This window comes from Haemophilus parahaemolyticus (assembly GCF_018373095.1).
Classification (GTDB): Bacteria; Pseudomonadota; Gammaproteobacteria; order Enterobacterales; family Pasteurellaceae; genus Haemophilus_A; species Haemophilus_A parahaemolyticus_A.
In genome coordinates this window covers 1-25,511 of record NZ_JAHAHT010000017.1, presented here as the reverse complement: position 1 = coordinate 25,511, position 25,511 = coordinate 1, and the positions used below count along the sequence as shown (strand labels likewise).

Genomic DNA, 25,511 nt, shown 5'->3' with positions numbered 1-25,511 from the left:
CGATTCGTGAAGGTGGTCGTACAGTAGGTGCGGGCGTTGTTGCTAAAATCATCAAATAATTGATGGTTTAGTCAAAGCTTCACAAGAAAAGGCGTATCGAAAGGTACGCCTTTTTGTTATATTGACAAAATGATCCTATGAAACCCCTCGACAGCATTATTGAACAATTCCTCGATCAACTCTGGCAAGAATACGGGTTATCGCAAAATACAATAGAATCTTACCGCTTGGATCTTGCTCAATTTACCAATTGGCTTGATTCGCCTCGCGAATTTTTAACGGTAGATCATAGTAAACTCCAAGATTTTCTCGGTTTTCGTATTGACCAAGGTTATAAAGCGAGCAGTTCTCTGCGAATGCTGAGTTGCTTGCGTAAATTTTTTCGCTTTTTATATCTTGAGAATTACCGCAAGGATGATCCAACAGCTACATTAGAACCATTTCGTAAGCCAACTCGGCTGCCAAAATCATTAAATGAAGAACAAGTAATGGATTTACTTAATGTGCCGAATATATTTGACCCGATTGAACTGCGAGACAAGGCGATGTTGGAGCTGCTTTACGCAACGGGGCTTCGCGTTACAGAATTGGTTTCACTGACTACAGAAAATATGAGTTTACGACAAGGCGTGGTACGGATTATCGGTAAAGGTGATAAAGAGCGATTAGTGCCGATGGGAGAAGAAGCCATTTATTGGATTCAAGAGTATTTCCAACAAGCTCGTCCTATTTTATTGAATCAGCAGCAATCAAATGTGGTGTTTCCCAGTAAACGTGGAACACAAATGACACGCCAAACTTTCTGGCATCGCATTAAGTATTACGCTCAATTGGCAGGCATTGAAAGCGAAAAACTTTCCCCGCACGTGCTTCGCCACGCATTCGCCACCCATCTGGTTAATCACGGTGCGGACTTACGAGTGGTGCAAATGTTACTCGGACACAGTGATTTATCCACTACCCAAATTTATACCCACGTGGCAAAAGCTCGTTTGAAATCATTGCACGAAAAATATCATCCCCGGGGATAGAATAAGCCTAATAGAATATTTTTGTTAAATACAAGAGGCACCCTATCTCTCAACCACACAGGAATCTGGTGCTTTTGCCAGATTTTTTTTATCTCTTCGTGATGGTTTTTGCCATATTCCCGTACTTTGCCTGAAAATCCTATTTGAATGGTTAGAGGTGAATTTTGGTGATTGAATGGAATCGGCAAGCGGTCAATTTTTCCTGTTTTTTGGTAAATCAGTTCATGACCAAGATGCTGAATTTTGCCTAATTGATAAGGCAGTGTAATATTTTCATTTTGCTTGATTTGTTGTGAAAAGGGAGCGATCTTGCTCAATTCTTTAGTAATAAAAAGCTTTTGTTGATAACGACGAATAATCCATTTTCCCAATTTTAATTGCGGATTTTTATCTTCTTGCGCCAAAACTACACGCTCCATGAGCTGTTGTAATTGGGCTGATGTTGGCATTAACAAGCCTGATTTTTCCAACCAAAGGCGAAGAAGGGCGGCTTGTTTTTCCTGTGAAAATTGGGGAAAGTCGTGAATGGCGAGTGTTTTCGCTTCAGTATCAATATAGCACGCTAAACTCTCGGCTAATAATTCATTCAGCAAACTTTGCTCGTTGGCTAAATGCAAGCAAGCTCTCGCCACATTGCGAGAAAATCCCGCCCATTGCTTTTCCATTTGAGGCAATAATGCATTTCGCAGGAAATTACGGTCGTAGGCATTCGATTGATTGCTCTCATCCTCCACCCACGCCAATTGATGTGCCTTGGCATATGCCAAAATCTCTGCTTTGCTGATGTTTAATAGCGGTCGGAAAATCGCAAAGTTTTGCGAAAAACTGACCGCATGCATTGCGGAGAGTCCTTTCAAACCTGCACCGCGCTTGAGTGCAAGGAAAAAGGTTTCGGCTTGATCGTCCAAATGATGTGCGGTAACGACCACTTCATTTGGTTGCAAAACTTCTCGAATGGCTTGATAGCGAGCTTCACGTGCAGAAGCCTCAATGCCTTTTTTCCCGCTTACCATTACTTTTTGCAAAATAAAGGGAATATTCCACCGCTTGCAAAGCTGTTCGCAGAAGGTCGCCCATTGATCGGCATTGGGACTTAAGCCGTGATGAATGTGAACCGCTCGAAGGTTTAAGTTCAGTGTGGAAAAAAGATGTAGCAAAACCACAGAATCCACTCCACCGCTGAGGGCGATGAGGAAGTTTTGTTGAGTGGGGAAGTGGTGGGTGAGTTGGGTGTGTAAATAAGCACGCATATGAAAATGTAGGAGCAAATTATATTTGCCCTAATATACCAACAATTTGGGGCAAATGTAATTTGCCCCTACAATTGAATTACTTTCCGATACAAAATGAGCTAAAAATATTGCTAAGCAAATCATCTGAGGTAAATTGCCCTGTGATTTCGCTTAACGCGTTTTGCACCATACGTAACTCTTCTGCAAGCAATTCGCCTGCATGGAATTGGGTGAGTTGCACGTGTCCCATTTCCAGATGCTCTGCGGCAGATTCAAGTGCTTGAAGGTGACGGCGGCGGGCAAGGAAACCGCCTTCGGTCGTGCTTTGGTAGCCCATTGATTTTTTCAGATGATCTCGTAATAAATCTACGCCTACTTTCGTTTGAGCAGATAGGCGAATCAGCGTAAAGTCTTCTTTTTCTCCATTTTTTTCTTCTAAGCCCTCCGTTTCGCCTGATAAATCGACTTTGTTACGAATGACGGTAATCGGCATATTTTGCGGTAATTTTGCCAAGAAATCCACCCATTCGGTTTTGAAATCGTCTGCTTTTTGCTCAGTGCTATCGATCATCAATAAGACGTGGTCAGCTTGCTCAATTTCGTTCCATGCGCGTTGAATTCCGATGCGTTCCACTTCATCGCTCGCATCACGCAAGCCCGCAGTATCGATAATATGCAGCGGCATTCCATCGATATGGATATGCTCACGCAACACATCACGGGTTGTGCCTGCAATGTCGGTCACGATAGCGGCTTCGCGTCCTGCTAAGGCATTGAGTAAGCTAGATTTCCCCGCATTTGGGCGGCCTGCAATGACCACTTTCATCCCCTCTCGTAAAATCGCTCCTTGTTTTGCTTCTTGGCGAACTTGGCGGAGCTGTGAAATGATGTCGTTCAAATGCCCTTCAATTTTGCCGTCGGCTAAGAAATCAATCTCTTCGTCAGGGAAGTCGATTGCTGCTTCCACGTAGGTGCGGAGGTAAATTACGCTATCCACTAAGCGGTTGATTTTAGTTGAAAATTCGCCTTGTAGAGATTTCAGCGCTGAGCGAGCAGCTTGTTCGCTGGTGGCATCAATGAGATCGGCAATCGCTTCAGCTTGAGCAAGGTCGAGTTTGTCGTTTAAAAATGCTTGCTCAGAGAATTCGCCCGCACGGGCAATGCGTACGCCTTTGATTTCCAGAATGCGTTTGAGCAAAATATCTAAAATGACTTGTCCGCCGTGCCCTTGTAGTTCAAGCACATCTTCGCCCGTGAAGGAATTTGGGGCTTTGAAAAAGAGGGCGATGCCTTGGTCTAATACCGTGCCATCGCTATCCTTGAATGGTAAGTAATTTGCTAGGCGAGGTTTGAGTTCTTTGCCAAGTACTTCTTGGGCGACGGTGCTTGCAAGAGGCCCCGAGATGCGTAAAATCCCTACGCCCCCGCGACCAATTGGGGTAGCTTGGGCGACAATTGTTTCTTTCATTGTTATTCCTTTGGCTGAAAGCGGTCGATTTGGTAAAAGGTTTTGCGAATTTGACCGCTTGGTCGTAGAAGAATGATATTCTAATAATTTACTCTCTCCCACAAGGGGCAAGGGAGGTATTACATTGCAGATGCCTGGCATTATATCAGCATTTCCCCCACAATAAAAAAGCACGCTTGTGCGTGCCTTTCATCAATTATTTTTTCTTACGAGAATGTAACCCTTTTTTCTCCAATTGGCGATAAATCCACCATTGTTGGAACAGGGTAATACAGTTCGAGGTTAGCCAGTAAAGTACTAAACCTGCTGGGAAGAACAGGAAGAATACGGTGAAGATCACTGGCATAAAGGTCATCACTTTTTGTTGCATTGGGTCTGCCACTGGTGTCGGCGACATTTTTTGCAACAAGAACATTGAGGCACCCATTAAAATTGGGAAGATGTAGTATGGGTCTTGTGCTGATAAGTCTTGAATCCAGCCAAAGAATGGTGCGTGGCGTAATTCCACAGCTTCCATAAATGTCCAATATAATGCGATGAAAATTGGCATCTGGATTAAGATTGGTAAGCAACCGCCCATTGGGTTTACTTTCTCTTCTTTGTAGAGCTTCATCATCTCTTGGCTCATACGTTGGCGGTCATCCCCGAAACGCTCACGCATCTCTTGGATTTTCGGCTGTAACATACGCATTTTTGCCATTGAGGTGTATTGTGCTTTGGTTAATGGATAAAGAATTGATTTTACCACGATGGTCACTAAGATAATCGCAATACCCCAGTTAGACACCGCTTTTTGGATAGTGGTTAATAACCAGAATAATGGCTTCGCAATGAACCACGCCCAGCCGTAATCTGCGGTTAAGTCTAAGTGGTTTGCGGTTTCAGCCATCTCTTTTTGATCTTTCGGACCCGTCCATAAATGGGTGTCAATATTCGCTTCTGTATTTGGGGCAACGCTAGTGACTGCTCCACGGTAGCCGATAGTAGCAAAACGTTTGTCATCAGATACGCGAGTGAATAAGGTCATCGCTTGGTCTTGAGCTGGAATCCACGCAGACACGAAATAGTGTTGCAATACCGCAATCCAACCTGTGTTGGTTTCAACAGATAAACCCGCTTTTTCCATATCTTGGAAGCTATATTTTTTATAGTTAGTTTCTGAAGAAGAGTATGCACCGCCTGTGTAAGTTGGCATCGTTAAGTTGCCAGAGTTTTCCACGATGGTGTGTTTTAACTGACCGTAAGGTTGTACTTCAATGGCTTCTGCTGTACCGTTTTTAATGTTGAAATTCACATCAACATTGTAGCTACCACGTTTAAGCGTGAAAGTTTTGGTGTAAAGCACGCCATCTTTTTCAAAAGTTAAAGGCACGCTTACCGCATCTTGACCATCCGCTAATTTGAAGCTTTCCGCAGTTGTTTGGTATTGTGGACGACCAGAAACCGTATCGATTCCATTTTTACCCACTAAGCCACTTTGAGCAACATAAACGCGGTTAGCGTTATCTTGTAATAATTCAAAAGGTGTGTTTGAGTGAAGTTCTGCATTGTGTTTAAGCAAATCAGAGTCCACTACATCGCCTCCAAGCGTATCAATGGTTAAGCGTAATACATCGCTTTCAACCGTGATAGTTTTACCTTTAACGCTTGCCACATCAGCGGGCTGTGAAGTGCTTGATGCAGGTACATCGTGAGATTGTTGTTGAGCTTGGATCTGAGCTTGTTTCTGTGCTTGAATTTCAGGGTTGAAATCTTGTTGCCATTGCGTAAACAATAGGAACGACACTAATAACAATCCCATCACCAGTAAACTACGATTTGAATTCATAGGGAATTTCTCTTGTTAATGAAAGTGAATGGATAAAAGAAGAGCATTTTATAATAGGTTGCGGGTAGATCCAACTCACTTTTACTGCTTTTCTTGGATTTTATGCTGCTGGCTTATCTAAAACTTTAGTAGACAAGCGTGCTACCGCACACAAATTTCCTTCTTCATCTTTAGTTTCAATATTCCACACGTGCACTTCACGCCCTAATTTAAGCGGGTAGGCTCGGGCAATCGCTTTTTTACCTGCTTTAACCGATTTTAAGTGGCTGATGTTCAATTCCATTCCAACAGCGATCTGATGCGGCTCGCACACTAAAAGCGATCCTGCATTTGCTACCGTTTCGGCAAGCGTGGCAGAAATGCCACCGTGTAATACACCGAACGGTTGCATCGTTTTTTCGTTCACGGTGAGTTCCGCTTCTAACCAATCTTCGCCAATTTGGGTGAATTGAATGCCTAAATGTTCAACAGCATTACCTTGGCAGAGTTGGGTTAAAAGTTCGGGGGTTGCGGTTTGTTTCCAGATGGTGGTCATGAGTTCCTCGGAGTTTATTGAAAAGTAGGGCGTATGGATTTGAAAAATCCATGCCAGCAAAACAAAGCGTGCGTGAACTGTGTTCACACACCCTACGATTAGATAATAGATAATAGAGCTTGTATTGGATGCTTAATCTGTTGATGCTCCATTCGTTTCACTTGCGAACGGCAAGAGTAGCCTGTCGCTAAGCATCGATCAAGCGGTGCGTTTTTCAGTTTTTGTTGCCAAGATTGTGCATAAATTGCTTTCGACATCTCCACGTGGGCGGTTTCGTGCCCGAATGTGCCTGCCATGCCACAGCAGCCAACTTTCTCGCTTACCAACGTTTCGCCAAAATGGGCGAAGATCTGTTGCCACTCTTTGCTTGATGCGGGAAGCTCAGTGGTTTCGGTGCAGTGGGCGAATAAATGCCACGGTAAGCGATCGGTTTCTTTTGCTTTTTTGCAATTGTCTAATACGCCTGATTTGATTTGCTCAATCAACCATTCGTGGGCAAGCAGTACTTTGAAATCACCACGTTCCGCTTTCAAAATATCGCGGTATTCATCGCGGTAAAGCAAGGTCAAGGCTGGGTCAATTGCCACCATCGGTAAGCCGAGTTTGGCGATGCGGTTTAAGAAATCCGCTTGATTTTTGGCAGTTTTGGCGAACTTACTCAAAAAGCCTTTGATGTGTTGTGCCTTACCTGTTGGTTTATATGGCAAGACCACGGGTTTGAAGCCGAGTTTTTGAATAAAAGCAACAAAATCTGCCACCACTTTTGCATCGTAGAAGGTGGTAAATGGATCTTGCACTACGAGTACAGTTTGGCAATTTTCTGCGGAAAATTGACCGCTTGCCTGTTGGGCTTCAAGACTTTCAAGCGTTTCGCCTTGATAGCCAATTTCTACCAATTGCTTTTGCAAGTTTGGCGTGGAAAGGGCAGGCAAGTAAGTCATGCCAATTGTTTTATTGGCGGCGATTTCTGCCAAATGGCTAGTGCTGAAGAAATTAAAGAATTTCGGGGCTTTTGCCATCAATGGGGCGATAAATTCGAGGTTCGACACCACGTAATCTTTCGCAGGGCGAAGGTAGCGTTGGTGGTAAAGTTCATTAAATTGTGAGCGGAAAGTCGGCACATCAATTTTAATTGGACATTGGCTGGCACAGGCTTTGCAGGCTAGGCAGGTGTCCATCGCCGCTTTTACTTCGTGTGAGAAATCATATTCCTGCGTTTTCTTGAATGAATGACGTACTTTTGCCACAAAATCGGTTAATTTCACTGCTTTTGAGCGTTTTTCAAAAATCAAATCATTAGGGTTAACCTGCTGATCGGCAAGTAGTCGCAGCCATTCGCGGATGAGCGTTGCTCGTCCTTTTGGTGAATAGAGGCGATTGCCTGAAATTTTCATCGACGGGCACATCGTGCTGTGTACATCAAAGTTGAAGCACAATCCATTTCCGTTACAATTCATCGCTCCTTTAAACTCTTCACGCACTGCAATTGGAATACGGCGATCGAAATCAGCTCGCATTGCTTCGTCGATTTTGTATAGCTCTGCGTCAGAACCTAATGGTGTGCAGATTTTGCCAGGGTTGAGGCGATTTTGTGGATCGAACAGTTGCTTGATGTGGCGGAGTTCTTTCCACAGCATTTCGCCAAAAAAGCGTTCGCCATAGTAAGAGCGCATCCCTTTGCCATGTTCGCCCCAAATTAAACCACCATATTTATGGGTAAGCTCAACGACTTGATTAGAAATCGCTTTGAAGGTTTTGACCTGTTCTAAATCGCATAAATCGAGGGCAGGGCGAACGTGTAGCACGCCAGCATCCACGTGCCCGAACATACCGTAGGCAAGGTTGTGGCTATCTAATAAAGCACGAAATTCGGTAATGTAATCGGCAAGATTTTCAGGCGGCACGGCGGTGTCTTCCACGAAGGGAATCGGTTTTGCCCAGCCTTTTGCATTGCCAAGCAAGCCGACGGCTTTTTTCCGCATTGCGTAGATTTTTTCGATGCCGTCTAAATCTTTGCAAATCTGATAACCAATCAGACCGCTTGCACCTTGTGCAATTTTTTCATCAAGGCTGGCACACAAGGCTTGCACTTGCGTTTCGATTTGTTCGAGATCGCTTGAGGCATACTCAACGATGTTAATCCCCAAAATTGGGTTGTTTGGATCTTCGGTGATTAAATCCGACACCGAGTGCCAGATGATGTCTTGTTTTGCTAAGTTCAATACTTTGGAGTCGACCGTTTCGACCGATAAGGCTTTGGCTTTTAACATCATTGGGGCAGAGCGGAGTGCGGCATCGAATGAGTTGTATTTGATGTTAATCAGCGTGCGATATTTCGGAATCGGTAGAAGGTTGAGTTTCGCTTCACAAATAAAGGCAAGCGAGCCTTCTGAGCCTGTGAGAATACGGGTAAGGTTGAATTCGCTTTCATCTTGATTGAAAACATTTTTTAAGTCGTAGCCCGTAATAAAACGGTTTAATTGTGGCAACTCTTTGAGTACAGTCGGGCGTAGCGTGTGGCAGCGTTCAAATACTTCTTGATGCAATTTTTTGCCTAACGCAGAAAGTGGTAGTTTTTCCAGATTCGCAGAAAAATTAGCTGTTTTAACCGCTTGCGTTTCGAGAATTTCGCCATTTACCAACACCGATTTGATTGCCAGAATATGGTCGGACGTTTTGCCATATTGCAATGAACCTTGCCCTGATGCATCGGTATTGATCATCCCGCCTAGCGTAGCTCGGTTACTGGTAGAAAGTTCGGGCGAAAAAAATAAGCCGTGCGGTTTGAGGAATTGATTAAGCTGATCTTTGACTACGCCTGCTTGCACGCGAACCCAGCGTTCTTTCACATTTAGCTCTAAAATTTGGGTCATATGGCGGGAGAGATCGACAATAATGTTGTTATTAAGCGACTGCCCATTTGTCCCTGTGCCACCGCCGCGGGGCGTGAATGTAAGGCTTTGATAGGCTTCTTTTTGAGCGACTTTGGTCAGAATCACCACATCGGTAACCGATTTCGGAAAAAGTACCGCTTGTGGCATGCGTTGATATACACTGTTATCGGTTGCCATTGAAAGGCGGTCGGCATAGCTTGAGGCAATATCGCCTAAAAAATGCTGTTCAGTCAGCTCGTTGAGATATTGTTGAACTAAAGGATTTTGGTCTGGAATGTTTGCAAGTCTAGGAATCATCGGTTGTTCCTTTTTAAGAATAAATTGGCTTTATCTTAGCAATAAATGAAATGGAATGGAAACATAGACCGAAATTTGATTGTCATCTAAAGCTAAATCCAGCAAAATAGATTCTATCGTTTTTTCTTTTTCAAATACAAAAATGAATTTTGATCTCACACCATTACACAATGCCATTGCCCGTTTGGAAGAGGGCTTAATTCGCTATCAGTCCAATATTAGCGATATCCAAATTCGCGATGGGCTCATTCAGCGTTTTGAATTTACTTACGAAATTAGCCATAAAATGCTTAAGCGATTTTTGGAACATACCTCTGCCAACCCTGCTGAATTTGATGGGATGACGTTCCAAGATTTGATTCGTACAGCAAATGAGCGGGGCCTGTTGCTTGGAAGCTGGCAAGATTGGCGAAAATACCGCGATATGCGAAGCCGAACAAGCCATACTTACGATGAAGATACGGCAATTTTAGTGGTAGCAGGTATTCCTGATTTTTTAAAAGAGACCCAGTTTCTACAAAAATCACTACAAGAAGGATTAGATGCTAGCAATTACTGAGACTGAACGCCAAATCGTACTAGATATTTTGCACAAGAATGTGCCTGAATATGAAGTTTGGGCATTTGGTTCTCGAGTTAACGGTACGGAAAAGCGCTATTCAGATTTAGATCTCGCTATCATTGCCGAAAAACCGCTTTCACTTGAAACGCACGCTAACTTAGTTGACGCATTTTCTGAATCCGATTTAGATTGGAAAGTGGATATTATTGATTGGGCGGCTTGCTCTGAAAACTTCAAAAAAATTATTAAAACTCAATTCGAAATTGTGCAATCAAGATAGTCAAAACCTTACGAATAAATAGTGTTTACCGTTCATATTTTCAACAAATAAATATGCTAGAATCCTACCTCTTTTTTACTACTCTCAATGAGGTCTTTATGAGTGCATTTAATGCGTTTGTTGAATTTGTTGCTAAAATCGTTGCCCCAATGCAACGCCAGTTTATCAACTTTATTCGTATTGCTATTTTTATCGTTATGGTTTGGATTGGTGGCTTAAAAGTTTGTCAATATGAAGCGGACGGTATCGCCCACTTTGTATCAAACAGCCCGTTCTTCAGCTATATGTATAAAAAAGGTCCAAATTTAGTTGAAAATGACAAAGGCGAAATGGTGATGGAATACACCCTTCACAAAAATCCTGAAGGCAAAATGGTAGCGAAAAACATTGAATGGCATAAAGAAAACGGTACTTATACCGCTTCTTATATCATCGGTGCGATTATCGTGACTGTGGGCATCCTCACTTTAGCTGGTATCTGGAATGCAACAGCAGGCTTGGCGGGCGGATTGCTCACCTTCGGAATGTCGATTGTAACACTCTCGTTTTTAATTACTACACCAGAAGCTTGGGTGCCTAATCTGGGCGGTGATTTACCAACACCAGCCTATGGTTTCCCTTATCTCTCTGGTGTTGGTCGCTTAGTCATCAAAGACGTGATTATGATGGCAGGCGGCTTAACTGCTGCGGCTGAATGTGCTAATCGCATTTTAGCAAGAAAACGTGCAGCTTAATTGCAAAACAGTCTAAATTTCTGACCGCTTGTAATATTTTTCTACAAGCGGTTTTTTTCTGTGTAAAATTTACAATTTGAGGTCGGAGTTGCTTTTTTTTGCTCATTATTGGCTTTTTAATTGCCTATTTCTTCTTCCACTTTTCTCTTTTGCTGGTAACTTTAACGCAATCTATACTAGCTATCAAAAAGAGCAACTCTTCCGTGATGAACTTCTTAAACATAAGCGGTAGCTTAATGATGTCGTTAGTACGATAAATAAAGCATTAAATAATTTCAACCCTGAATTAACAGAAAAACGCCATCGTGTAGAAGCATTAACGGAACAGCTTGTAAGCCAAATTTCAGATCCAGCTCGACCTGGTTTAGGCAAACGTGCATTAGAGCTTATTCGTGAAATTGAAGGAGTACTCGGTGAACGCCTAACTGAATTTGGTACAAGAGGTATTGCACCAAAAGAATTGGCATTACATTAATATCAAGATGGTGCATGTGGGGGCATATCAATCAAAATGGCGAGATCGTAATTAAACCGCAATGGACTTACACTCCTGATTTCTATGATGGTTTAGCCGCAGTGAAAACAACGAATAGGAAATGGGGATTTATTGATAAACAAGGAAAATGGGCAATTCCTACTATTTTAGATAGTACTGAAACCGTCTTTAAAAATGGCACAAATTGTGAAGTAAAACGCGTTTTTAAATAGCTAATTTCTCTTAAAATCTCACCGCTTGTAGGTATAATACAAGCGGTGTTTTTTTAGGGAAACTTTGCAAATGTTACTTTTAACGCTTTATCTTATCGGGATTACCGCCGAATCGATCACGGGTGCACTTGCCGCCGGGCGGGAAAAAATGGATATGTTTGGGATGATTATTATCTCATCGGTAACCGCAATTGGTGGTGGTTCTATTCGCGATATGTTACTTGGGCATTATCCGCTTGGTTGGGTAAAGCATCCTGAATATCTCGTGATTGTAGTTGCCGCTTCTATTTTTACGATGTTTATTGCACGATTTCTAGGTTATTTTCGTACTATTTTCTTGGTATTGGATGCTCTCGGTTTAATTGTTTTTTCTATCATCGGGGCACAAGTTGCTTTAGATATGGGGCATGGTTTTGTGATTGCTTCAGCTGCGGCAGTGATTACAGGGGCTTTTGGCGGTGTGTTACGAGATTTACTTTGCAACCGTATTCCTTTGGTTTTTCATAAAGAGCTTTACGCAAGTATTTCTTTTCTTTCTTGCTGTATTTATGTCGGTTTGCACGAATTAAACATCAATCATAATACGGTGGTCATTGCGACTTTGATTTTAGGTTTCGGGCTACGATTGCTCGCCATTCGCTTTAAGCTAGGTTTGCCAATTTTTGAGTTTGATGAAGCACAATATTTAGGCAAAGGCGATTTGGTGGATAGATTGGCGAAGCGGAAGAAGTAAAGGAGAAGAAAAATGAGCGAAATACTTAATCGCTCTTGGGATAGCTTTTTCCTTTGCGAAAAAACTGTAAGTGATGATTTTACGGAAGAAAGAGAAATAGCATTTCAGCCAGAACGTGAGGAACTCTAATGTTCAAATATGCTCTCCGTCTTTATTACTGCCAAATCTCCCCTACCCCTCTTTGCTAAAGAGGGGCAAGATCTTAGCTAAATAAAACTTCAGAGCTCATACTTCGACATATTGATAAGCCAGATAATCTCACTTATACAAAGAAAAATCCCCCTCTTTAGCAAAGAGGGGTAGGGGAGATTTGGCAGAAGAGAAAACGGAGAAATTAGCGTTTAACATTCCCAATCAATGCACAAACCCCGCATCGACATTCGCATCGGGGTTGTGTTTGTCATAGTTTTCTTCTTTGATTTTGCCTGTGTAAATCTCTTTATTCGTCTCACCTTCAACAATAATATTCCCCTTCGCCCCTTTTTCAGCTCGGAAAATACTGTGATCAACAAAGGTATATTTCCCTGGCACATTCATTTGCATTTCGACCATTGTTGTGCCGCCTGATGGAATCAGCGTGGTTTGCACGTGATGATTTTGTAGCGCGCCACCTTCGACATAAACCGTATCAAAGGTACGTCCGATTAAATGAAACGAAGAAATTTTATTCGGACCAGCGTTACCAACGAAAAATCGCACTTTGTCGCCCACTTTCGCTTTGAGAGCATTTTCATCAGTTAAAGCCCCCACTTTGCCGTTAAACACCACATAATCTGGCAATTCATATTCCGCTTTTGCCATATCAAACACTTTTAACTCTGGGTTTGCTCCGTCCTTAACGTAAAATTCGTTCTGCATAATGTAGAATTCTTTGTCCACTTTTGACAGCCCTTCTTTCGGTTCAACCAACATCAAGCCGAACATTCCCTTGCCGATGTGAATCCCAACGGGCATTGTGCCGCAATGATAGAGATAAAGCCCTGGTGCAGTTGCTCGAAAGGCAAAAGTGGTGCTTTTACCTGGTGCGGTTTGGCTGGCAAGTGCACCGCCTTCGGGAGCCGCTGCAGAATGGAAATCAAGCGAATGTGGCATTTTGCCATTCACCGGGTTAGAAAGCTGAACTTCCACCATATCGCCCTCACGCACGCGGATAAATGGGGCGGGTGTTGTGCCGTTGAACGTCCAATATTTGAATTTCACACCGCTCTCAATTTCCATCACCTTTTCCAATGCTTCAAGTTTAACTACTACTTTTGCAGGCGTGGTGCGTTCAATCGGCTTCGGCACATTTGGGGCAAATGTGAGTTCTGCTTCAACGGTTGGTAATTGTGCCATTGGTACAACGGATTCGTTTACATTTTTCAGTTGATTTTCAACCGCTTGCACGCTGTTTACTGCCATTATTGAGCCGAGCATTACTGCCAACATCGTTTTTTTCATCACATAATCCTTTCTATCTTCACTGGGTGATTTGCATTATAATAAGGCGAGAAAATAAGCGGTAGGATTTTAATCAAGAATTGCAAAGCTAAACCGATTTAGCTAAGATTCTTACCAGATTTTTTAACTTTAAGAGAACAAATTATGAGCAAAATTTGGGTAACAGGCGATGCGGTTGTGGATTTAATTCCAGACGGCGAAAATCATTATTTAAAATGTGCAGGTGGTGCACCAGCGAACGTGGCGGTGGGCGTGGCACGTTTAGGCTGTGAAGCGGGCTTTATTGGTCGCGTGGGCTTAGATCCGCTCGGCAAATTTATGCAAGAAACATTAAATGCCGAAAAGGTTTCAACAGATCATATGATCTTAGACCCAACTCAACGCACTTCAACTGTGATCGTGGGCTTAGACAACGGTGAGCGTAGTTTCACTTTTATGGTGAATCCAAGTGCTGACCAATTCTTAGAAGTGGGTGATTTACCGAATTTCCAAGCAGGCGATTTCTTACACTGCTGTTCGATTGCGTTAATCAACGATCCATCTCGTTCAACCACCATTGAGGCGATTCGCCGTGTCAAACAAGCGGGCGGATTTTTCTCGTTCGATCCAAACTTACGCGATTCGCTTTGGGCGAGCCTTGAAGAGATGAAAACTGTGGTGAATGATGTGGTAGCAATGGCGGATATTTTAAAATTCTCTGAAGAAGAATTGACGCTGCTCACCAACACCACTACTTTGGACGAAGCGACTAAAGTGATTACGGCACAATATCCTGAAAAATTAATCATCATCACATTGGGTAAAGATGGTGCAATTTACCACTTCCACGGTAAGAGCCAAATTGTCGCAGGCAAAGCGTTAAAACCAGTCGATACCACAGGTGCAGGCGATGCGTTCGTGAGCGGTTTATTAGCAGGGCTTTCTGAAGTGGCAGATTGGAAAGATGAAGCAACGTTAGTGAATGTAATCTGCAAAGCCAATGCTTCGGGGGCATTAGCGACTACCGCAAAAGGTGCGATGGCAGCACTGCCGAATAAAGCACAGTTGGAAGCGTTTTTAGCGGCATAATTCATAGGGTGTGTGAGTTTTTGTAACTCACGCACCATTTTTTACCGCTTGAGTGCGTGACCTTCATTCACACACCCTACCAAATAATCCATTTTCGAGAGAAATCCTATGCACATCTTCAACAACGGTAAATATAAAAGCCTACACGCACAAGCCGAAGGCGAACTGAATGCAATTCGTGAAACCGTGCTTTCAGACCACGATTTCTACCCGACTTACCACCTTGCACCTAAAACAGGCTTATTTAATGATCCTAATGGCTTAATTTTTGATGGCGAGAAATACCACATTTTTGCCCAATGGTTTCCTTATGACGCGATGCACGGAATGAAACATTGGGAACATTTCATCACCTGTGATTTCCAAACTTTTGAAAAAGGCGATTTACTTATTCCAGACGAACTATTCGAATCACACGGCTGCTATTCGGGCGGGGCGATTTTATGGGAAGATCAGATTGTGGCGTTCTACACGGGTAATACTCGTCGTCCGTCTGATAATCAACGCGTACCGCACCAAAACATTGCCATTTTCGACAAAGCAGGCAAATTATTAGAAAAACGCTGCATTATCGACCAAGTCCCAGCAGGCTACACCGAACACGTTCGCGATCCAAAACCGTTCGTAACCCAAGAGGGTAAAATCCGCTTCGTATTGGGTGCACAACGTGAAAACCTCACTGGCACTTGCTTAGTCTATGAAATGGACGATTTAAACAGTACGCCACGCTTGTTAGGCGAGTTAGCGGTGCAAGATTTCGACAACAGCCACGTTTTTATGTGGGAGTGTCCAGACTTGTTCCAGCTTGGCGGAAAAGACGTTTTCATTTGGTCGCCGCAAGGTAAATTGCGTGAAGCGACTCAATTCCAAAACAACTACCACGCCACTTACGCATTAGGCAAATTAGGCGGCAACGTTTTAAATGCAGAACACATTGAAGAACTTGATTACGGCTTTGATTTCTATGCACCGCAAACGGTGCAAAATTCTGATCGCATTCTGTTCGGCTGGGTGGGCTTACCAGATTTAACCTACCCGACGGATAAATACAAATGGCATTCGACTCTTACCATGCCACGTCAAATTTCGGTGGAAAACGGTGTCATTAAACAACGCCCTATTGTGAAAACAGGCGAGTTGCAAGCGGTCGAATTACAAGGCGAAATTGCAAATTTAGATACCTGTTATTTGCAAATCAACGTGGAAAATCAACCGCTTGAATTGACTTTCTTTGGTAAATTGAAATTCAGCTATCAAAATGGTATGGTAACGCTCGATCGTAGTGCAACCGAGCAGACAGATTTGATGAAACAGTTTGACGGCGTTCGCCACGTAAAAGTAGAAAAATTAGACAAGATTGAGATTTTCTTTGACCGTTCAATTGTCGAGATTTTCCTCAATAATGGCGAAAAAGTGATGACTTCCCGCTTCTTTATCACAAATCGCGAAAATGTCGTGGCAAGCTCACGCCCTGTTTTGGCACAGGTTGCACAAGTACATGCACTTACATTTTAATGGATTAAAAAGGTTACATCGTGAAAACTGAGCAACAAAAACGGCTAACGCTTAACGACATCGCCCGTCTTGCGGGGGTGTCTAAAACTACCGCAAGTATTATTTTAAATAACCGCGGAGATGATTTTCGGATTAAAGCGGAAACCCGCCAAAAAGTACAGGCAGTTGCTCAGAAGTATGGTTATCGTGCTAATGCTTATGCTAAAGCGTTGCAGGCACGTAAAACTAATGTGATTGGCTTGGTTATCCCTGATCTGACCAACTATGGTTTTGCTCAAACAGCAAAAACATTGGAGCGACTTTGTCGTGAAAATGGGCTTTATTTAGTGATTGCTTGCTCCGATGATAACCCAGCCCAAGAAAAAGTGGCGATTGAGCGATTGCTTGATCGTCAAGTCGATCTGTTAATTACCGCCCCAACGCATAAAATTGCTGATTATTATCAAGATATTCTGCAGCATACCCCACTGCTTTTGCTAGACCGTTATATTTCCCATTCTGGTATTTCCTCGATTACCAGTAACGATATTCCAAGCGTGATAATGTTGGTGGAAAATATTGTGCGGGCATATCAACTTGATGAATTTTTCTACTTTGGCGGGCAACTCTCGCTTACACCAAGTGAAAATCGCTTGAAAGGCTTTCGCGAAGGTTTGGCACAATCGCATTTAACCGAACAAAGCGGTTGGATTTTGCATAAAGATTACCAACCTGAATCGGGCTATCAAATGTTGGCGGAAACGGTGGAAAATCTTGGGCGTTTACCCAAGGCGATTTTTACCGCTTCTTACACTTTGCTGGAAGGCGTGATGCGTTATTTAACCGAACATAAATGTATGGATAAGCTGATGAGCCAAGAGCTACATTTAGCGACTTTTGACGATCATTATCTACTAAATGCATTGCCGTTTCATATCCATTCAATTAAGCAAGATCACGATCGTATTGCTCAGCAAACCTTTAAGATATTAAAAGAGAAATTAAACCACCAAGAGAGCCAAAGTGCACAAGTAGATTGTGAGATTATTTGGCGTAGGTAATTCGATTTAAACTAAAAGGAAATTCTATGGCACATTTTTACGAATATTTAGAATTTAGTAGCGATGAAGATCGCGAAAACCAATTAGATGTTTATGTTGGCATTGAGCTTTCGCCTGAAACTGAGGCTAAAATTAAAGCGATGAATGTTTCAGGTGATTGGCTAGTAATGGCAGAACCTTACTGTCCAGACTGCGTGGAAATTGTGGCGTATTTCCAACGTATTACTAAGCTCAACCCAAACATCAAAGTCAAATATGTTTCGCGTAAAGATAACAAAGAACGCAAGTATTTCGATAGTGATGAACAACAACAAGCGGTGATTGCGGCACAAAAAATCCCAAGTATTTTTGATATTCGCAACGGCAAAACAGAGCTGGTTTTAAATGAATTTCCAGCATTTTTAAAAGCCAAAATGGAAGCGAATCCAGAACAATTTGATGAGCTAAAAGCAGATTTCCGAATGGGTAAATTCGGTAAAGAAGTGGAAGCGGAATTAGTAGAAATTTTGCAAAAGAGCAGCCAAAATTGACCGCTCATCCTTTCTCTTGCAAGGGGCGAAATGGAAAAATTATTCATATTTTTCCACCAAATTATTCCCGTTTTTGGGTCAATTTAGGGTTAAAGTGTAAAGTTTGTAAATTTTTTAGGCTTGCCTAGAATGGTTTAAACTGGCACAGATGTGGTAAATGGTACATTAATCTAAAGTCATCTTGAAACTTCAAGGTAATACGAATACCAGAGGTGATATGGGGGGCTCAGTAGGTGTTGGTTACCAGTGGTAACTAAGCTTTCAATAGATAATAAACTCCAGTCTGAAAGGATTGGGGTTTTGTTTTGGGAGAAGTGAGGGCTATAGAAGAAGGACATAATACGATCACAAAAATTGATCAGAAAATTCTCGGTTTTTTATAGGAAAATCAGCAAAAAGCTGATAAAATCTCGCCCCATCGTTTTCTTAAATAGAAAAACGGTGTTATTTTCAAGCACGTGTCTCGTTGAAAATGAATTAAAAACTATCGATAGCAGCATAAACCTGTTTATGCTTATTTATTTAACACAGATATCTTAGGAGTTTGACCTTGGCTAATATCAAGTCAGCAAAAAAACGTGCGGTTCAATCTGAAAAACGCCGCCAACATAACGCAAGCCAACGCTCAATGATGCGTACATTCATCAAAAAAGTATACGCAGCAGTAGCAGCAGGCGATAAAGCTACAGCTCAAGCAGCTTTCGTTGAAATGCAAAAAGTTGTAGATCGTATGGCATCTAAAGGCTTAATCCACGCAAATAAAGCAGCAAACCACAAAGCGAAATTATCTGCACGTATCAAAGCGTTAGCATAATTTGCAAAATAAAAAAGAAAACCGACCGCTTGGTCGGTTTTTTCGTGGGCTGTTATTGCTTCATATGCATAATTTTAACTTTGTCAAAAAACTGGCAATTATTTGTAAATAATGGTTCAAATTCTACCGCTTTTCAGCTAGTCTATGGGAGGTATTTATTCATCATGTTTAGAGGAATTACTATGGATGCACTTTTTACTACAGCTCAAAACTGGTTAAATCAAGACCCAGATCAAGAAACTCGTGCGGAGTTAGAGCAACTGATTGCAGAGGCAAAAGCAGGGAAAACGGACGCTCAAGCAGAATTAGCAAACCGTTTTAACGGTCGCTTACAATTTGGTACAGCGGGATTGCGTGGTCGTTTGCAGGCAGGCTCAATGGGGATGAACCGTGTGTTAGTAGCACAAGCTGCGGGCGGTTTAGCGGAATACTTAAAAGGCTACGATAAAGAGCCATCTATTGTAATTGGTTACGATGGTCGTAAAAATTCGGATGTGTTCGCACGCGATACTGCAGAAATCATGGCAGGTGCAGGCATTAAAGCGTATTTATTACCACGCAAATTACCAACCCCAGTGTTAGCCTATGCAATCCAATACTTTGATACCACTGCGGGCGTAATGGTAACGGCAAGCCACAATCCACCTGAGGATAACGGCTATAAAGTTTACTTAGGTAAAGCAAACGGCGGTGGTCAAATCGTTTCACCTGCGGATAAAGAGATTGCAGCACTTATCGACAAAGTAGCCGCAGGTAACATTGCAGATTTACCACGCAGTCAAAATTTCACTGTATTAAGCGATGAAATCGTGGATGCTTACATTGCGAAAACTGCAAGCCTTGCGAAAGAGCCAGCGTGCGATATCAACTACGTTTACACCGCAATGCACGGCGTGGGCTATGAAGTGTTAAGCAAAACCCTTGCCAAAGCAGGTTTACCACAACCGCACGTGGTAGCTGAACAAGTATGGCCAGATGGCACATTCCCAACGGTAAACTTCCCGAATCCAGAAGAGAAAGGGGCATTAGACTTAGCGATTGAAGTAGCGAAAAAACATAATGCTGAATTTATCATCGCAAACGACCCAGATGCAGACCGCTTAGCGGTGGCATTGCCAGATGCAGCAGGTAACTGGAAACCTCTTCACGGTAACGTGATTGGTTGTTACTTAGGTTGGTATTTAGCAAAACAATATCATGCACAAGGTAAAAAAGGCGTATTAGCATGTTCATTGGTTTCTTCACCAGCCTTAGCGGAAATTGCGAAGAAATATGGTTTTGACTCAGAAGAAACTTTAACTGGCTTCAAATATATCGGTAAAGTAAACGGTTTATTATTCGGTTTCGAAGAAGCATTAGGTTACTTAGTAGATCCAGATAAAGTACGCGATAAAGATGGTATTTCAGCAGCAATCGTATTCTTAGATTTAGTACGTAGCCTCAAAAAAGAAGGTAAAACACTTGCAGACTACGCAGCAGACTTCACCAAAGAGTTTGGTGCTTATGTAAGCGGTCAAATTTCTATTCGTGTAAGCGATTTATCTGAAATTGGTAAATTGATGAGTGCATTACGTCATAATCCGCCAGTAGAAGTGGGTGGTTTCAAAGTGGCGACATTCTTAGATCATACTAAAACTGACCGCCAAAGCGATATTTTAGTATTCGTATTAGAAAATGGCAGCCGTTTAATCGCACGTCCATCAGGTACAGAGCCGAAAATTAAGTTCTACTTAGATGCTCGTGGTACTGATCCGAAAAATGCAGATGAAGTATTAGCACAATTCGATGAAAGTGTGCACGTTCTTCTTCGTCAAGAACAATACGGCAAACAAGATTGCTAATTTGCATTTTGCAAAATAGATGAGAAAAAACACCGCTTGTAGTGATGCAAGCGGTGTTTTTGTATTTAAGCACTTTTGCTTTCTAAAATTTTCCCTAAATTTGTTTCTAACCAATCCACCAACTCAAACATTTTATTAGAAGCCTCTGCTCCAAATTCTGTTAATGTGTAATCCACTTGCGGTGGCACGGTATTATAGGATTTACGAATTAACATGCCATCGGCCTCCAGTTCCTTGCTAGTGAGTACGTTGAAACTGAAGTCGCATTAAAAGCTTCGGGTATTACTTACACCATTTTACGCAATGGTTGGTACACCGAAAACTACACGGCTTCAATTCCGGCGGCATTAGCAAACAATGCTTTCTACGGTTCAGCAAAAAACGGCAAAATTTCCTCTGTACTCCGTGCAGAACTTGCTGAAGCAGCGGTAAACGTGGCGTTAGGCGAAGGACACGACAACCAAACTTACGAACTTGCAGGCTCTACAAGCTGGACATTAACCGACCTTGCAGCAGAAATCAGCAAACAAACAGGTAAAGAGATTCCGTATGTAGATCTTCCAGCAGAAGATTACGCCGCAGCACTTGTGAAAGCCGGTTTAGACGAAGGTTTTGCAGGGTTCATTGCAGAATGTGATGTAGATGCATCAAATGGTGCATTATTCTCAGAAGACAAAACCCTTGAGAAATTGCTTGGCCGTCCAACTGCAGGATTGGATGTAGCAGTTAAACAAGCTTTATCCCACTAATAACATTTGACTAAAACAAGGTGCGGTTATTATCGCACTTTTAAATGGCATTTTTTATTCGGGAAGTAATAAAAATAAGGAGAATGCTCTTCCCCCAAAAAGTTAGACTGATTTAGTTCAAGGACTGAGTTCTGTAATTCACAGGGCTGAGTCCTTTTAGTTTCCCCTGAATACGCTCATGGTTGTAATAATGAATGTACTCGAGGATTGTTTTTCCGGTTGTTTGAACGTCTCAAATAGTTTACCGTAATAATATTCCGTTTTTAATCGTCCTTTTGCTTCATGATTCTGTCCTTCATATCAAACATTGTCTTATTTTAGCATCTCACCAAAAATTTTCGGAATAAGTATTGACTTTAACCTTAGGTCAAGGTTTATGATTTGTGCTCATTCAGTTATCACATAGGAGAAAAACATGAAAAAACTTATGACTTTTATCACACTTAGCGCTGCTGCAGTTTCAATTTGTGCCCAAGCTAATGAACAACCACATCAAGCACACATGAATATGCCGATGTCGACAGATTCTGCAATGCAACAAGAATTAATGCAAGGTATGAATCAAATGCACCAAGACATGATGGCAGCCTCGCAATATAAAGATCCTGATGTTGCTTTTGCAGCAGGTATGTTACCACACCATATTGGCGCAGTAAAAATGGCGGAAGTTGAATTAAAATACGGAAAAGATCCTGAGATGCGTAAGCTTGCTGAGAATATTATTAACGCACAACAAGCAGAAATTGAACAAATGCAAAAATGGCTTAAAGTGCATAATAAAAAATAAAAAAAGCTCCGTAAAATGATCTGACCCAAAAAGTTAGACTGATTTAGTTCAAGGACTAAGTTCTGTAATTCACAGAGCTCAGTCCTTTTAGTTTCCCCTGAATGCGCTCATGGTTGTAATAATGAATGTACTCATGAATCGTTTTTTCCAGTTGTTAGAACGTCTCAAATCATTTACCGTAATAATATTCCGTTTTTAATCGTCCAAAGAAGCTTTCCATCGAACTATTATCTAAACAATTTTCCTTCCTTGACATACTCTGTTGAATGCCATTCTCTCGTAAAATCGCCTGATAACCGACCATTTGATACTGCCATCCTTGGTTAGAATGCAAAATGGGTTTTGTGCCTTCAAGCCTTGTTACAGCTTGTATCACGTTAAGTTTAAATTCAGGTGAGTAATTTCACTTCTTATCCAGCGCTGCTAACCTATTGATTCTACTATGATTAAATTGGTTAACCGAATATTCTGATGTTGTTTTGGTAAGTTGAAAATGTCTGTGGGTAAGTGAACGATTTTTACCATTTTGAAGATAAAATTCGATGATTTGTTGTTTGAAAAGAAAATTGTATTTGGTCATAAAAAATCTGCACCTTAGTTAGTTGGTTATTTAGTCCAACTTTTGGGGTGCAGATCATTTTGAATTAATGAATGCACACGAATTAGAAGCTACGGCAAAGCAAAAATCACGCCGGCGTTTAATTTACCATCTAAATTTGTACCACATACAGTTGGGTTAATTATTAATAAAAGCGTCATCGAAAATGACTGTTCTTTACTGGCTGATTGTTATCGTTCATATTTAGAACTTGCTAAAAAAAGCGGTTTAAAATCGGTCGCATTTTGCTACATCATCACTGATGAGTTTCGGTTTCAAAATCAACAAGCAGCAGAAATAGCTGTTCAAACCGTACAAGATTTCTTGGCTAAAAACCCTGAAATGAGCGTAATTTTTAATGTATTTAAAGAGATTGATTTAATAATTTACCAAAAGTTACTTCAACAAAAGGGATCTAGCACATCTATATGGCATCATCCTTTTTCCTTGCATTTTTGCAAAAAAGCGGTAAAATTCTACCGCTTATTTTCTATATAAATAGAGATAAGTTTCGTACCCTCACCTCGAACGAGGGTTTATTTTTTACTATCAACAAATTAGAGGAAGGTTATGGTAACCATTCGTTTAACTCGTGGCGGAGCTAAAAAACGCCCATTCTATCAAATCGTGGTAGCGGACAGCCGTTCACCTCGTGACGGTCGTTTCATCGAGCGTATCGGTTTCTTCAACCCATTAGCAGCAGGTCAAGCTGAACGTTTACGTTTAGATGTGGCTAAAGTTGATGCTTGGGTTGCTAAAGGTGCTTCACTTTCAGATCGTGTTGCGACTTTAGTAAAAGAAGCTCGTAAAGCAGCTTAATAAGCGGCTGAATTTTTAAAAATTTTGCAAAAGTAGGTGAATAATATGAGCGAACAAAAAATTGAAGTTGTGGGGAAATTAGGTTCAACCTATGGTATCCGTGGCTGGTTGCGTTTGTATTCATCTACTGAAGAAGCAGAAAGCATTTTCTATTATCAGCCATGGTTCTTAAAAATTAAAGGTCAATGGCAACCTATCGAGCTAGAAAGCTGGCGTTATCACAGCAATGATTTGATTGTGAAATTAAAAGACACAGACGACCGTGAAGCCGCACAATTATTAACTAACGCTGAAATTGGCGTAGATTTAAGTGTGTTTCCAGAACTGGAAGAAGGCGATTATTACTGGCACGATTTAATCGGCTGTTCAGTAGTAAACCTTGAAGGCTACACTATGGGCGTGGTAACTGAGTTAATGGAAACAGGTTCAAATGATGTGCTAGTGGTTAAAGCAAATAGTAAAGATGCTTTCGGCAAACAAGAACGATTAATTCCGTTCTTATACGAACAAGTAGTTAAAAGAGTAGATCTCGCCACCAAAACAATTACGGTGGACTGGGACGCTGGTTTCTAACCTCAGGTATGCGGTGTGAGCTTTCGCTTTTAAGAGCAAGAACGTTGGGGGATAAATAATGTGGATTGGTATTATTTCACTGTTTCCCGAGATGTTTAAAGCAATCACTGATTTTGGGGTAACAGGTAGAGCAGTTAAACAAAATCTTCTGCAGATTCAATGTTGGAATCCACGCGATTTTACAACAGATAAACATAGAACCGTGGATGATCGCCCTTATGGTGGTGGCCCGGGAATGTTGATGATGGTGCAGCCGCTTCGTGATGCAATTCATGCAGCAAAAAAGGCAGCACAAGCAGAAGAGGGCGCAGAGGTTAAAGTGATTTACCTTTCGCCACAAGGTCGCAAACTCGATCAACAAGGTGTGCAAACGCTCGCTTCAAATCAAAAACTGATTTTAATCTGTGGCAGATATGAAGGTGTTGATGAGCGATTGATTCAATCAGAAGTTGATGAAGAATGGTCAATTGGCGATTATGTTTTAACAGGGGGCGAATTACCTGCAATGACATTAATTGATGCTGTTGCAAGATTCGTACCGGGTGTATTAGGTAAACAAGCTTCTGCTTTGGAAGATTCATTTGCTGAGGGCTTATTAGATTGCCCACATTATACTCGCCCTGAAGTGTTAGATGGCATACCTGTGCCTGAAGTGCTGATGTCTGGACATCATGAAGAAATCCGAAAATGGCGATTATCGCAATCTTTGGAAAGAACTTGGTTAAGACGCCCTGAGCTATTGGATAGCCTAGCTCTGACTGACGAACAACAGAAGTTGTTGCGAAAAATTAAGCAGCAACACAAAATCAGTTAATTCTAGGATTTAGAAGGTTTTTAAAATGAGTAACATCATCAAACAACTTGAAACAGAACAATTAAAACAAAACGTACCTAGCTTCCGTCCAGGTGACACATTAGAAGTTAAGGTATGGGTAGTAGAAGGTAGTAAAAAACGTTTGCAAGCGTTCGAAGGCGTGGTTATTGCAATTCGTAACCGTGGCTTGCATTCTGCATTCACTCTACGTAAAATTTCAAACGGCGTAGGCGTTGAACGTGTATTCCAAACTCACTCACCTGCAATTGATAGCATTGCTGTTAAACGTAAAGGTGCGGTACGTAAAGCTAAACTTTACTACTTACGTGAGCGCTCAGGTAAATCTGCACGTATCAAAGAGCGTTTGAGTGCATAATCCATCGCTTAATGCGGAATTTAAAAACCTTGGGGAAACCCAAGGTTTTTGTTTTAAAGGCTTTGTTTTTCATCAAATAGCCTACAAAGCATACAATCAACCGTGATTCCTCAAAAAAATCTTGATCTTGTTAAAAAAATAAGTAATATATATTTCCGTTACGCAGTATTAAGGGTCGTTAGCTCAGTCGGTAGAGCAGCGGACTTTTAATCCGTTGGTCGAAGGTTCGAATCCTTCACGACCCA

25 protein-coding genes, 1 tRNA gene and 5 pseudogenes are annotated in these 25,511 nt (G+C 41.8%); 22 read left to right on the top strand and 9 right to left on the bottom strand.

Going from position 1 to position 25,511, the window contains the following annotated elements; all coding sequences use genetic code 11:
* The first annotated feature begins 137 nt into the window (after window positions 1-137).
* Window positions 138-1,031, top strand: a complete 894-nt coding sequence (gene xerD / locus KH943_RS03335; RefSeq protein ID WP_304107542.1) for a site-specific tyrosine recombinase XerD — start codon at window positions 138-140, stop codon at window positions 1,029-1,031.
* Here the strand turns inward: xerD and tilS are convergent.
* The 5 genes from tilS to ydiJ form a co-directional block, all read right to left on the bottom strand.
* On the bottom strand, window positions 1,016-2,281 hold the full coding sequence (tilS, locus tag KH943_RS03330; protein WP_304107541.1) for a tRNA lysidine(34) synthetase TilS: 1,266 nt from the start codon (window positions 2,279-2,281) through the stop codon (window positions 1,016-1,018). The two genes, xerD and tilS, sit on opposite strands and share 16 nt — an antisense overlap.
* 79 nt (window positions 2,282-2,360) lie before the next feature.
* Window positions 2,361-3,731 (bottom strand): tRNA uridine-5-carboxymethylaminomethyl(34) synthesis GTPase MnmE, encoded by a 1,371-nt coding sequence (gene mnmE / locus KH943_RS03325; protein WP_304107540.1) that lies wholly within the window; start codon window positions 3,729-3,731, stop codon window positions 2,361-2,363.
* A 196-nt stretch (window positions 3,732-3,927) separates the two neighbouring features.
* Window positions 3,928-5,559 (bottom strand): membrane protein insertase YidC, encoded by a 1,632-nt coding sequence (gene yidC / locus KH943_RS03320; protein WP_304107538.1) that lies wholly within the window; start codon window positions 5,557-5,559, stop codon window positions 3,928-3,930.
* Between the two features lie 100 nt (window positions 5,560-5,659).
* Window positions 5,660-6,094: a PaaI family thioesterase gene (locus KH943_RS03315; RefSeq protein WP_304107536.1), complete on the bottom strand. Its 435-nt coding sequence runs from the start codon at window positions 6,092-6,094 to the stop codon at window positions 5,660-5,662.
* A gap of 98 nt (window positions 6,095-6,192) precedes the next feature.
* Window positions 6,193-9,285, bottom strand: coding sequence for a D-2-hydroxyglutarate dehydrogenase YdiJ (ydiJ, locus tag KH943_RS03310; protein ID WP_304107535.1), 3,093 nt, complete (start codon window positions 9,283-9,285; stop codon window positions 6,193-6,195).
* A gap of 142 nt (window positions 9,286-9,427) precedes the next feature.
* On the opposite strand from ydiJ, the gene KH943_RS03305 reads away from it, so the two are divergent.
* The 6 genes and pseudogenes from KH943_RS03305 to KH943_RS10200 all read left to right on the top strand — a co-directional run.
* Entirely contained in the window at window positions 9,428-9,844 is a 417-nt protein-coding gene (locus KH943_RS03305; RefSeq protein WP_304107533.1) for a nucleotidyltransferase substrate binding protein, read from the top strand.
* Window positions 9,828-10,127, top strand: a complete 300-nt coding sequence (locus tag KH943_RS03300) for a nucleotidyltransferase family protein (RefSeq protein ID WP_304107531.1) — start codon at window positions 9,828-9,830, stop codon at window positions 10,125-10,127. Before KH943_RS03305 ends, KH943_RS03300 begins: the two co-directional genes overlap by 17 nt.
* 98 nt (window positions 10,128-10,225) lie before the next feature.
* Window positions 10,226-10,861 (top strand): YkgB family protein, encoded by a 636-nt coding sequence (locus KH943_RS03295; protein ID WP_304107529.1) that lies wholly within the window; start codon window positions 10,226-10,228, stop codon window positions 10,859-10,861.
* Between the two features lie 489 nt (window positions 10,862-11,350).
* The gene (locus tag KH943_RS03290) at window positions 11,351-11,569 is read left to right on the top strand and encodes a WG repeat-containing protein (protein WP_304107527.1); all 219 of its coding nucleotides are present in this window, start codon (window positions 11,351-11,353) and stop codon (window positions 11,567-11,569) included.
* 70 nt (window positions 11,570-11,639) lie between these two features.
* Complete coding sequence (locus tag KH943_RS03285; RefSeq protein ID WP_304107526.1) at window positions 11,640-12,302, top strand: trimeric intracellular cation channel family protein; 663 nt, start codon at window positions 11,640-11,642, stop codon at window positions 12,300-12,302.
* Window positions 12,303-12,326: 24 nt separating this feature from the next.
* A pseudogene (locus tag KH943_RS10200) lies at window positions 12,327-12,431 on the top strand (AbrB/MazE/SpoVT family DNA-binding domain-containing protein); the annotation flags it as partial.
* Window positions 12,432-12,656: 225 nt separating this feature from the next.
* On the opposite strand, the gene nirK reads toward KH943_RS10200, so the two are convergent.
* Window positions 12,657-13,637 (bottom strand): copper-containing nitrite reductase, encoded by a 981-nt coding sequence (gene nirK, locus KH943_RS03280; protein ID WP_438359815.1) that lies wholly within the window; start codon window positions 13,635-13,637, stop codon window positions 12,657-12,659.
* A gap of 249 nt (window positions 13,638-13,886) precedes the next feature.
* On the opposite strand from nirK, the gene KH943_RS03275 reads away from it, so the two are divergent.
* From KH943_RS03275 to KH943_RS03245, 7 genes are all read left to right on the top strand, one after another.
* The gene (locus tag KH943_RS03275) at window positions 13,887-14,810 is read left to right on the top strand and encodes an aminoimidazole riboside kinase (protein WP_304107515.1); all 924 of its coding nucleotides are present in this window, start codon (window positions 13,887-13,889) and stop codon (window positions 14,808-14,810) included.
* Between the two features lie 108 nt (window positions 14,811-14,918).
* A complete protein-coding gene (locus tag KH943_RS03270; RefSeq protein WP_304107514.1) occupies window positions 14,919-16,325 on the top strand; it encodes a glycoside hydrolase family 32 protein in 1,407 nt (468 codons plus the stop codon).
* A 20-nt stretch (window positions 16,326-16,345) separates the two neighbouring features.
* Window positions 16,346-17,365, top strand: coding sequence for a LacI family DNA-binding transcriptional regulator (locus KH943_RS03265; RefSeq protein ID WP_304107512.1), 1,020 nt, complete (start codon window positions 16,346-16,348; stop codon window positions 17,363-17,365).
* Between the two features lie 26 nt (window positions 17,366-17,391).
* On the top strand, window positions 17,392-17,895 hold the full coding sequence (locus tag KH943_RS03260) for a thioredoxin family protein (protein ID WP_304107510.1): 504 nt from the start codon (window positions 17,392-17,394) through the stop codon (window positions 17,893-17,895).
* 181 nt (window positions 17,896-18,076) lie between these two features.
* The gene (locus KH943_RS03255; RefSeq protein ID WP_304107544.1) at window positions 18,077-18,148 is read left to right on the top strand and encodes a YadA-like family protein; all 72 of its coding nucleotides are present in this window, start codon (window positions 18,077-18,079) and stop codon (window positions 18,146-18,148) included.
* A 297-nt stretch (window positions 18,149-18,445) separates the two neighbouring features.
* The gene (rpsT, locus tag KH943_RS03250; protein ID WP_304107509.1) at window positions 18,446-18,709 is read left to right on the top strand and encodes a 30S ribosomal protein S20; all 264 of its coding nucleotides are present in this window, start codon (window positions 18,446-18,448) and stop codon (window positions 18,707-18,709) included.
* 182 nt (window positions 18,710-18,891) lie between these two features.
* Window positions 18,892-20,550, top strand: coding sequence for a phospho-sugar mutase (locus tag KH943_RS03245; protein WP_304107507.1), 1,659 nt, complete (start codon window positions 18,892-18,894; stop codon window positions 20,548-20,550).
* Between the two features lie 65 nt (window positions 20,551-20,615).
* Here KH943_RS03245 and KH943_RS03240 read toward each other — a convergent pair.
* Window positions 20,616-20,792, bottom strand: a pseudogene (locus tag KH943_RS03240) (winged helix-turn-helix transcriptional regulator); the annotation flags it as partial.
* Here KH943_RS03240 and KH943_RS10130 point away from each other — a divergent pair.
* A pseudogene (locus KH943_RS10130) lies at window positions 20,784-21,299 on the top strand (SDR family NAD(P)-dependent oxidoreductase); the annotation flags it as partial. The pseudogenes KH943_RS03240 and KH943_RS10130 overlap by 9 nt on opposite strands.
* A gap of 112 nt (window positions 21,300-21,411) precedes the next feature.
* Here KH943_RS10130 and KH943_RS03230 read toward each other — a convergent pair.
* Window positions 21,412-21,572 (bottom strand): annotated as a pseudogene (locus KH943_RS03230) (IS3 family transposase); the annotation flags it as partial.
* A 142-nt stretch (window positions 21,573-21,714) separates the two neighbouring features.
* Here KH943_RS03230 and copM point away from each other — a divergent pair.
* The gene (copM, locus tag KH943_RS03225; RefSeq protein ID WP_111354394.1) at window positions 21,715-22,086 is read left to right on the top strand and encodes a CopM family metallochaperone; all 372 of its coding nucleotides are present in this window, start codon (window positions 21,715-21,717) and stop codon (window positions 22,084-22,086) included.
* Window positions 22,087-22,141: 55 nt separating this feature from the next.
* On the opposite strand, the pseudogene KH943_RS03220 reads toward copM, so the two are convergent.
* A pseudogene (locus KH943_RS03220) lies at window positions 22,142-22,456 on the bottom strand (transposase); the annotation flags it as partial.
* Between the two features lie 273 nt (window positions 22,457-22,729).
* On the opposite strand from KH943_RS03220, the gene KH943_RS03215 reads away from it, so the two are divergent.
* The 6 genes from KH943_RS03215 to KH943_RS03190 all read left to right on the top strand — a co-directional run bounded on the left by KH943_RS03215 (window position 22,730) and on the right by KH943_RS03190 (window position 25,511).
* Complete coding sequence (locus KH943_RS03215) at window positions 22,730-23,182, top strand: macro domain-containing protein (protein WP_368493488.1); 453 nt, start codon at window positions 22,730-22,732, stop codon at window positions 23,180-23,182.
* A gap of 72 nt (window positions 23,183-23,254) precedes the next feature.
* Window positions 23,255-23,503, top strand: coding sequence for a 30S ribosomal protein S16 (rpsP, locus tag KH943_RS03210; protein WP_005706116.1), 249 nt, complete (start codon window positions 23,255-23,257; stop codon window positions 23,501-23,503).
* Window positions 23,504-23,548: 45 nt separating this feature from the next.
* The gene (gene rimM / locus KH943_RS03205) at window positions 23,549-24,076 is read left to right on the top strand and encodes a ribosome maturation factor RimM (RefSeq protein ID WP_304107503.1); all 528 of its coding nucleotides are present in this window, start codon (window positions 23,549-23,551) and stop codon (window positions 24,074-24,076) included.
* 58 nt (window positions 24,077-24,134) lie between these two features.
* A complete protein-coding gene (gene trmD / locus KH943_RS03200) occupies window positions 24,135-24,890 on the top strand; it encodes a tRNA (guanosine(37)-N1)-methyltransferase TrmD (RefSeq protein WP_010128121.1) in 756 nt (251 codons plus the stop codon).
* 25 nt (window positions 24,891-24,915) lie between these two features.
* Entirely contained in the window at window positions 24,916-25,266 is a 351-nt protein-coding gene (gene rplS / locus KH943_RS03195) for a 50S ribosomal protein L19 (protein WP_304107500.1), read from the top strand.
* Window positions 25,267-25,438: 172 nt separating this feature from the next.
* Window positions 25,439-25,511, top strand: a tRNA-Lys gene (locus KH943_RS03190).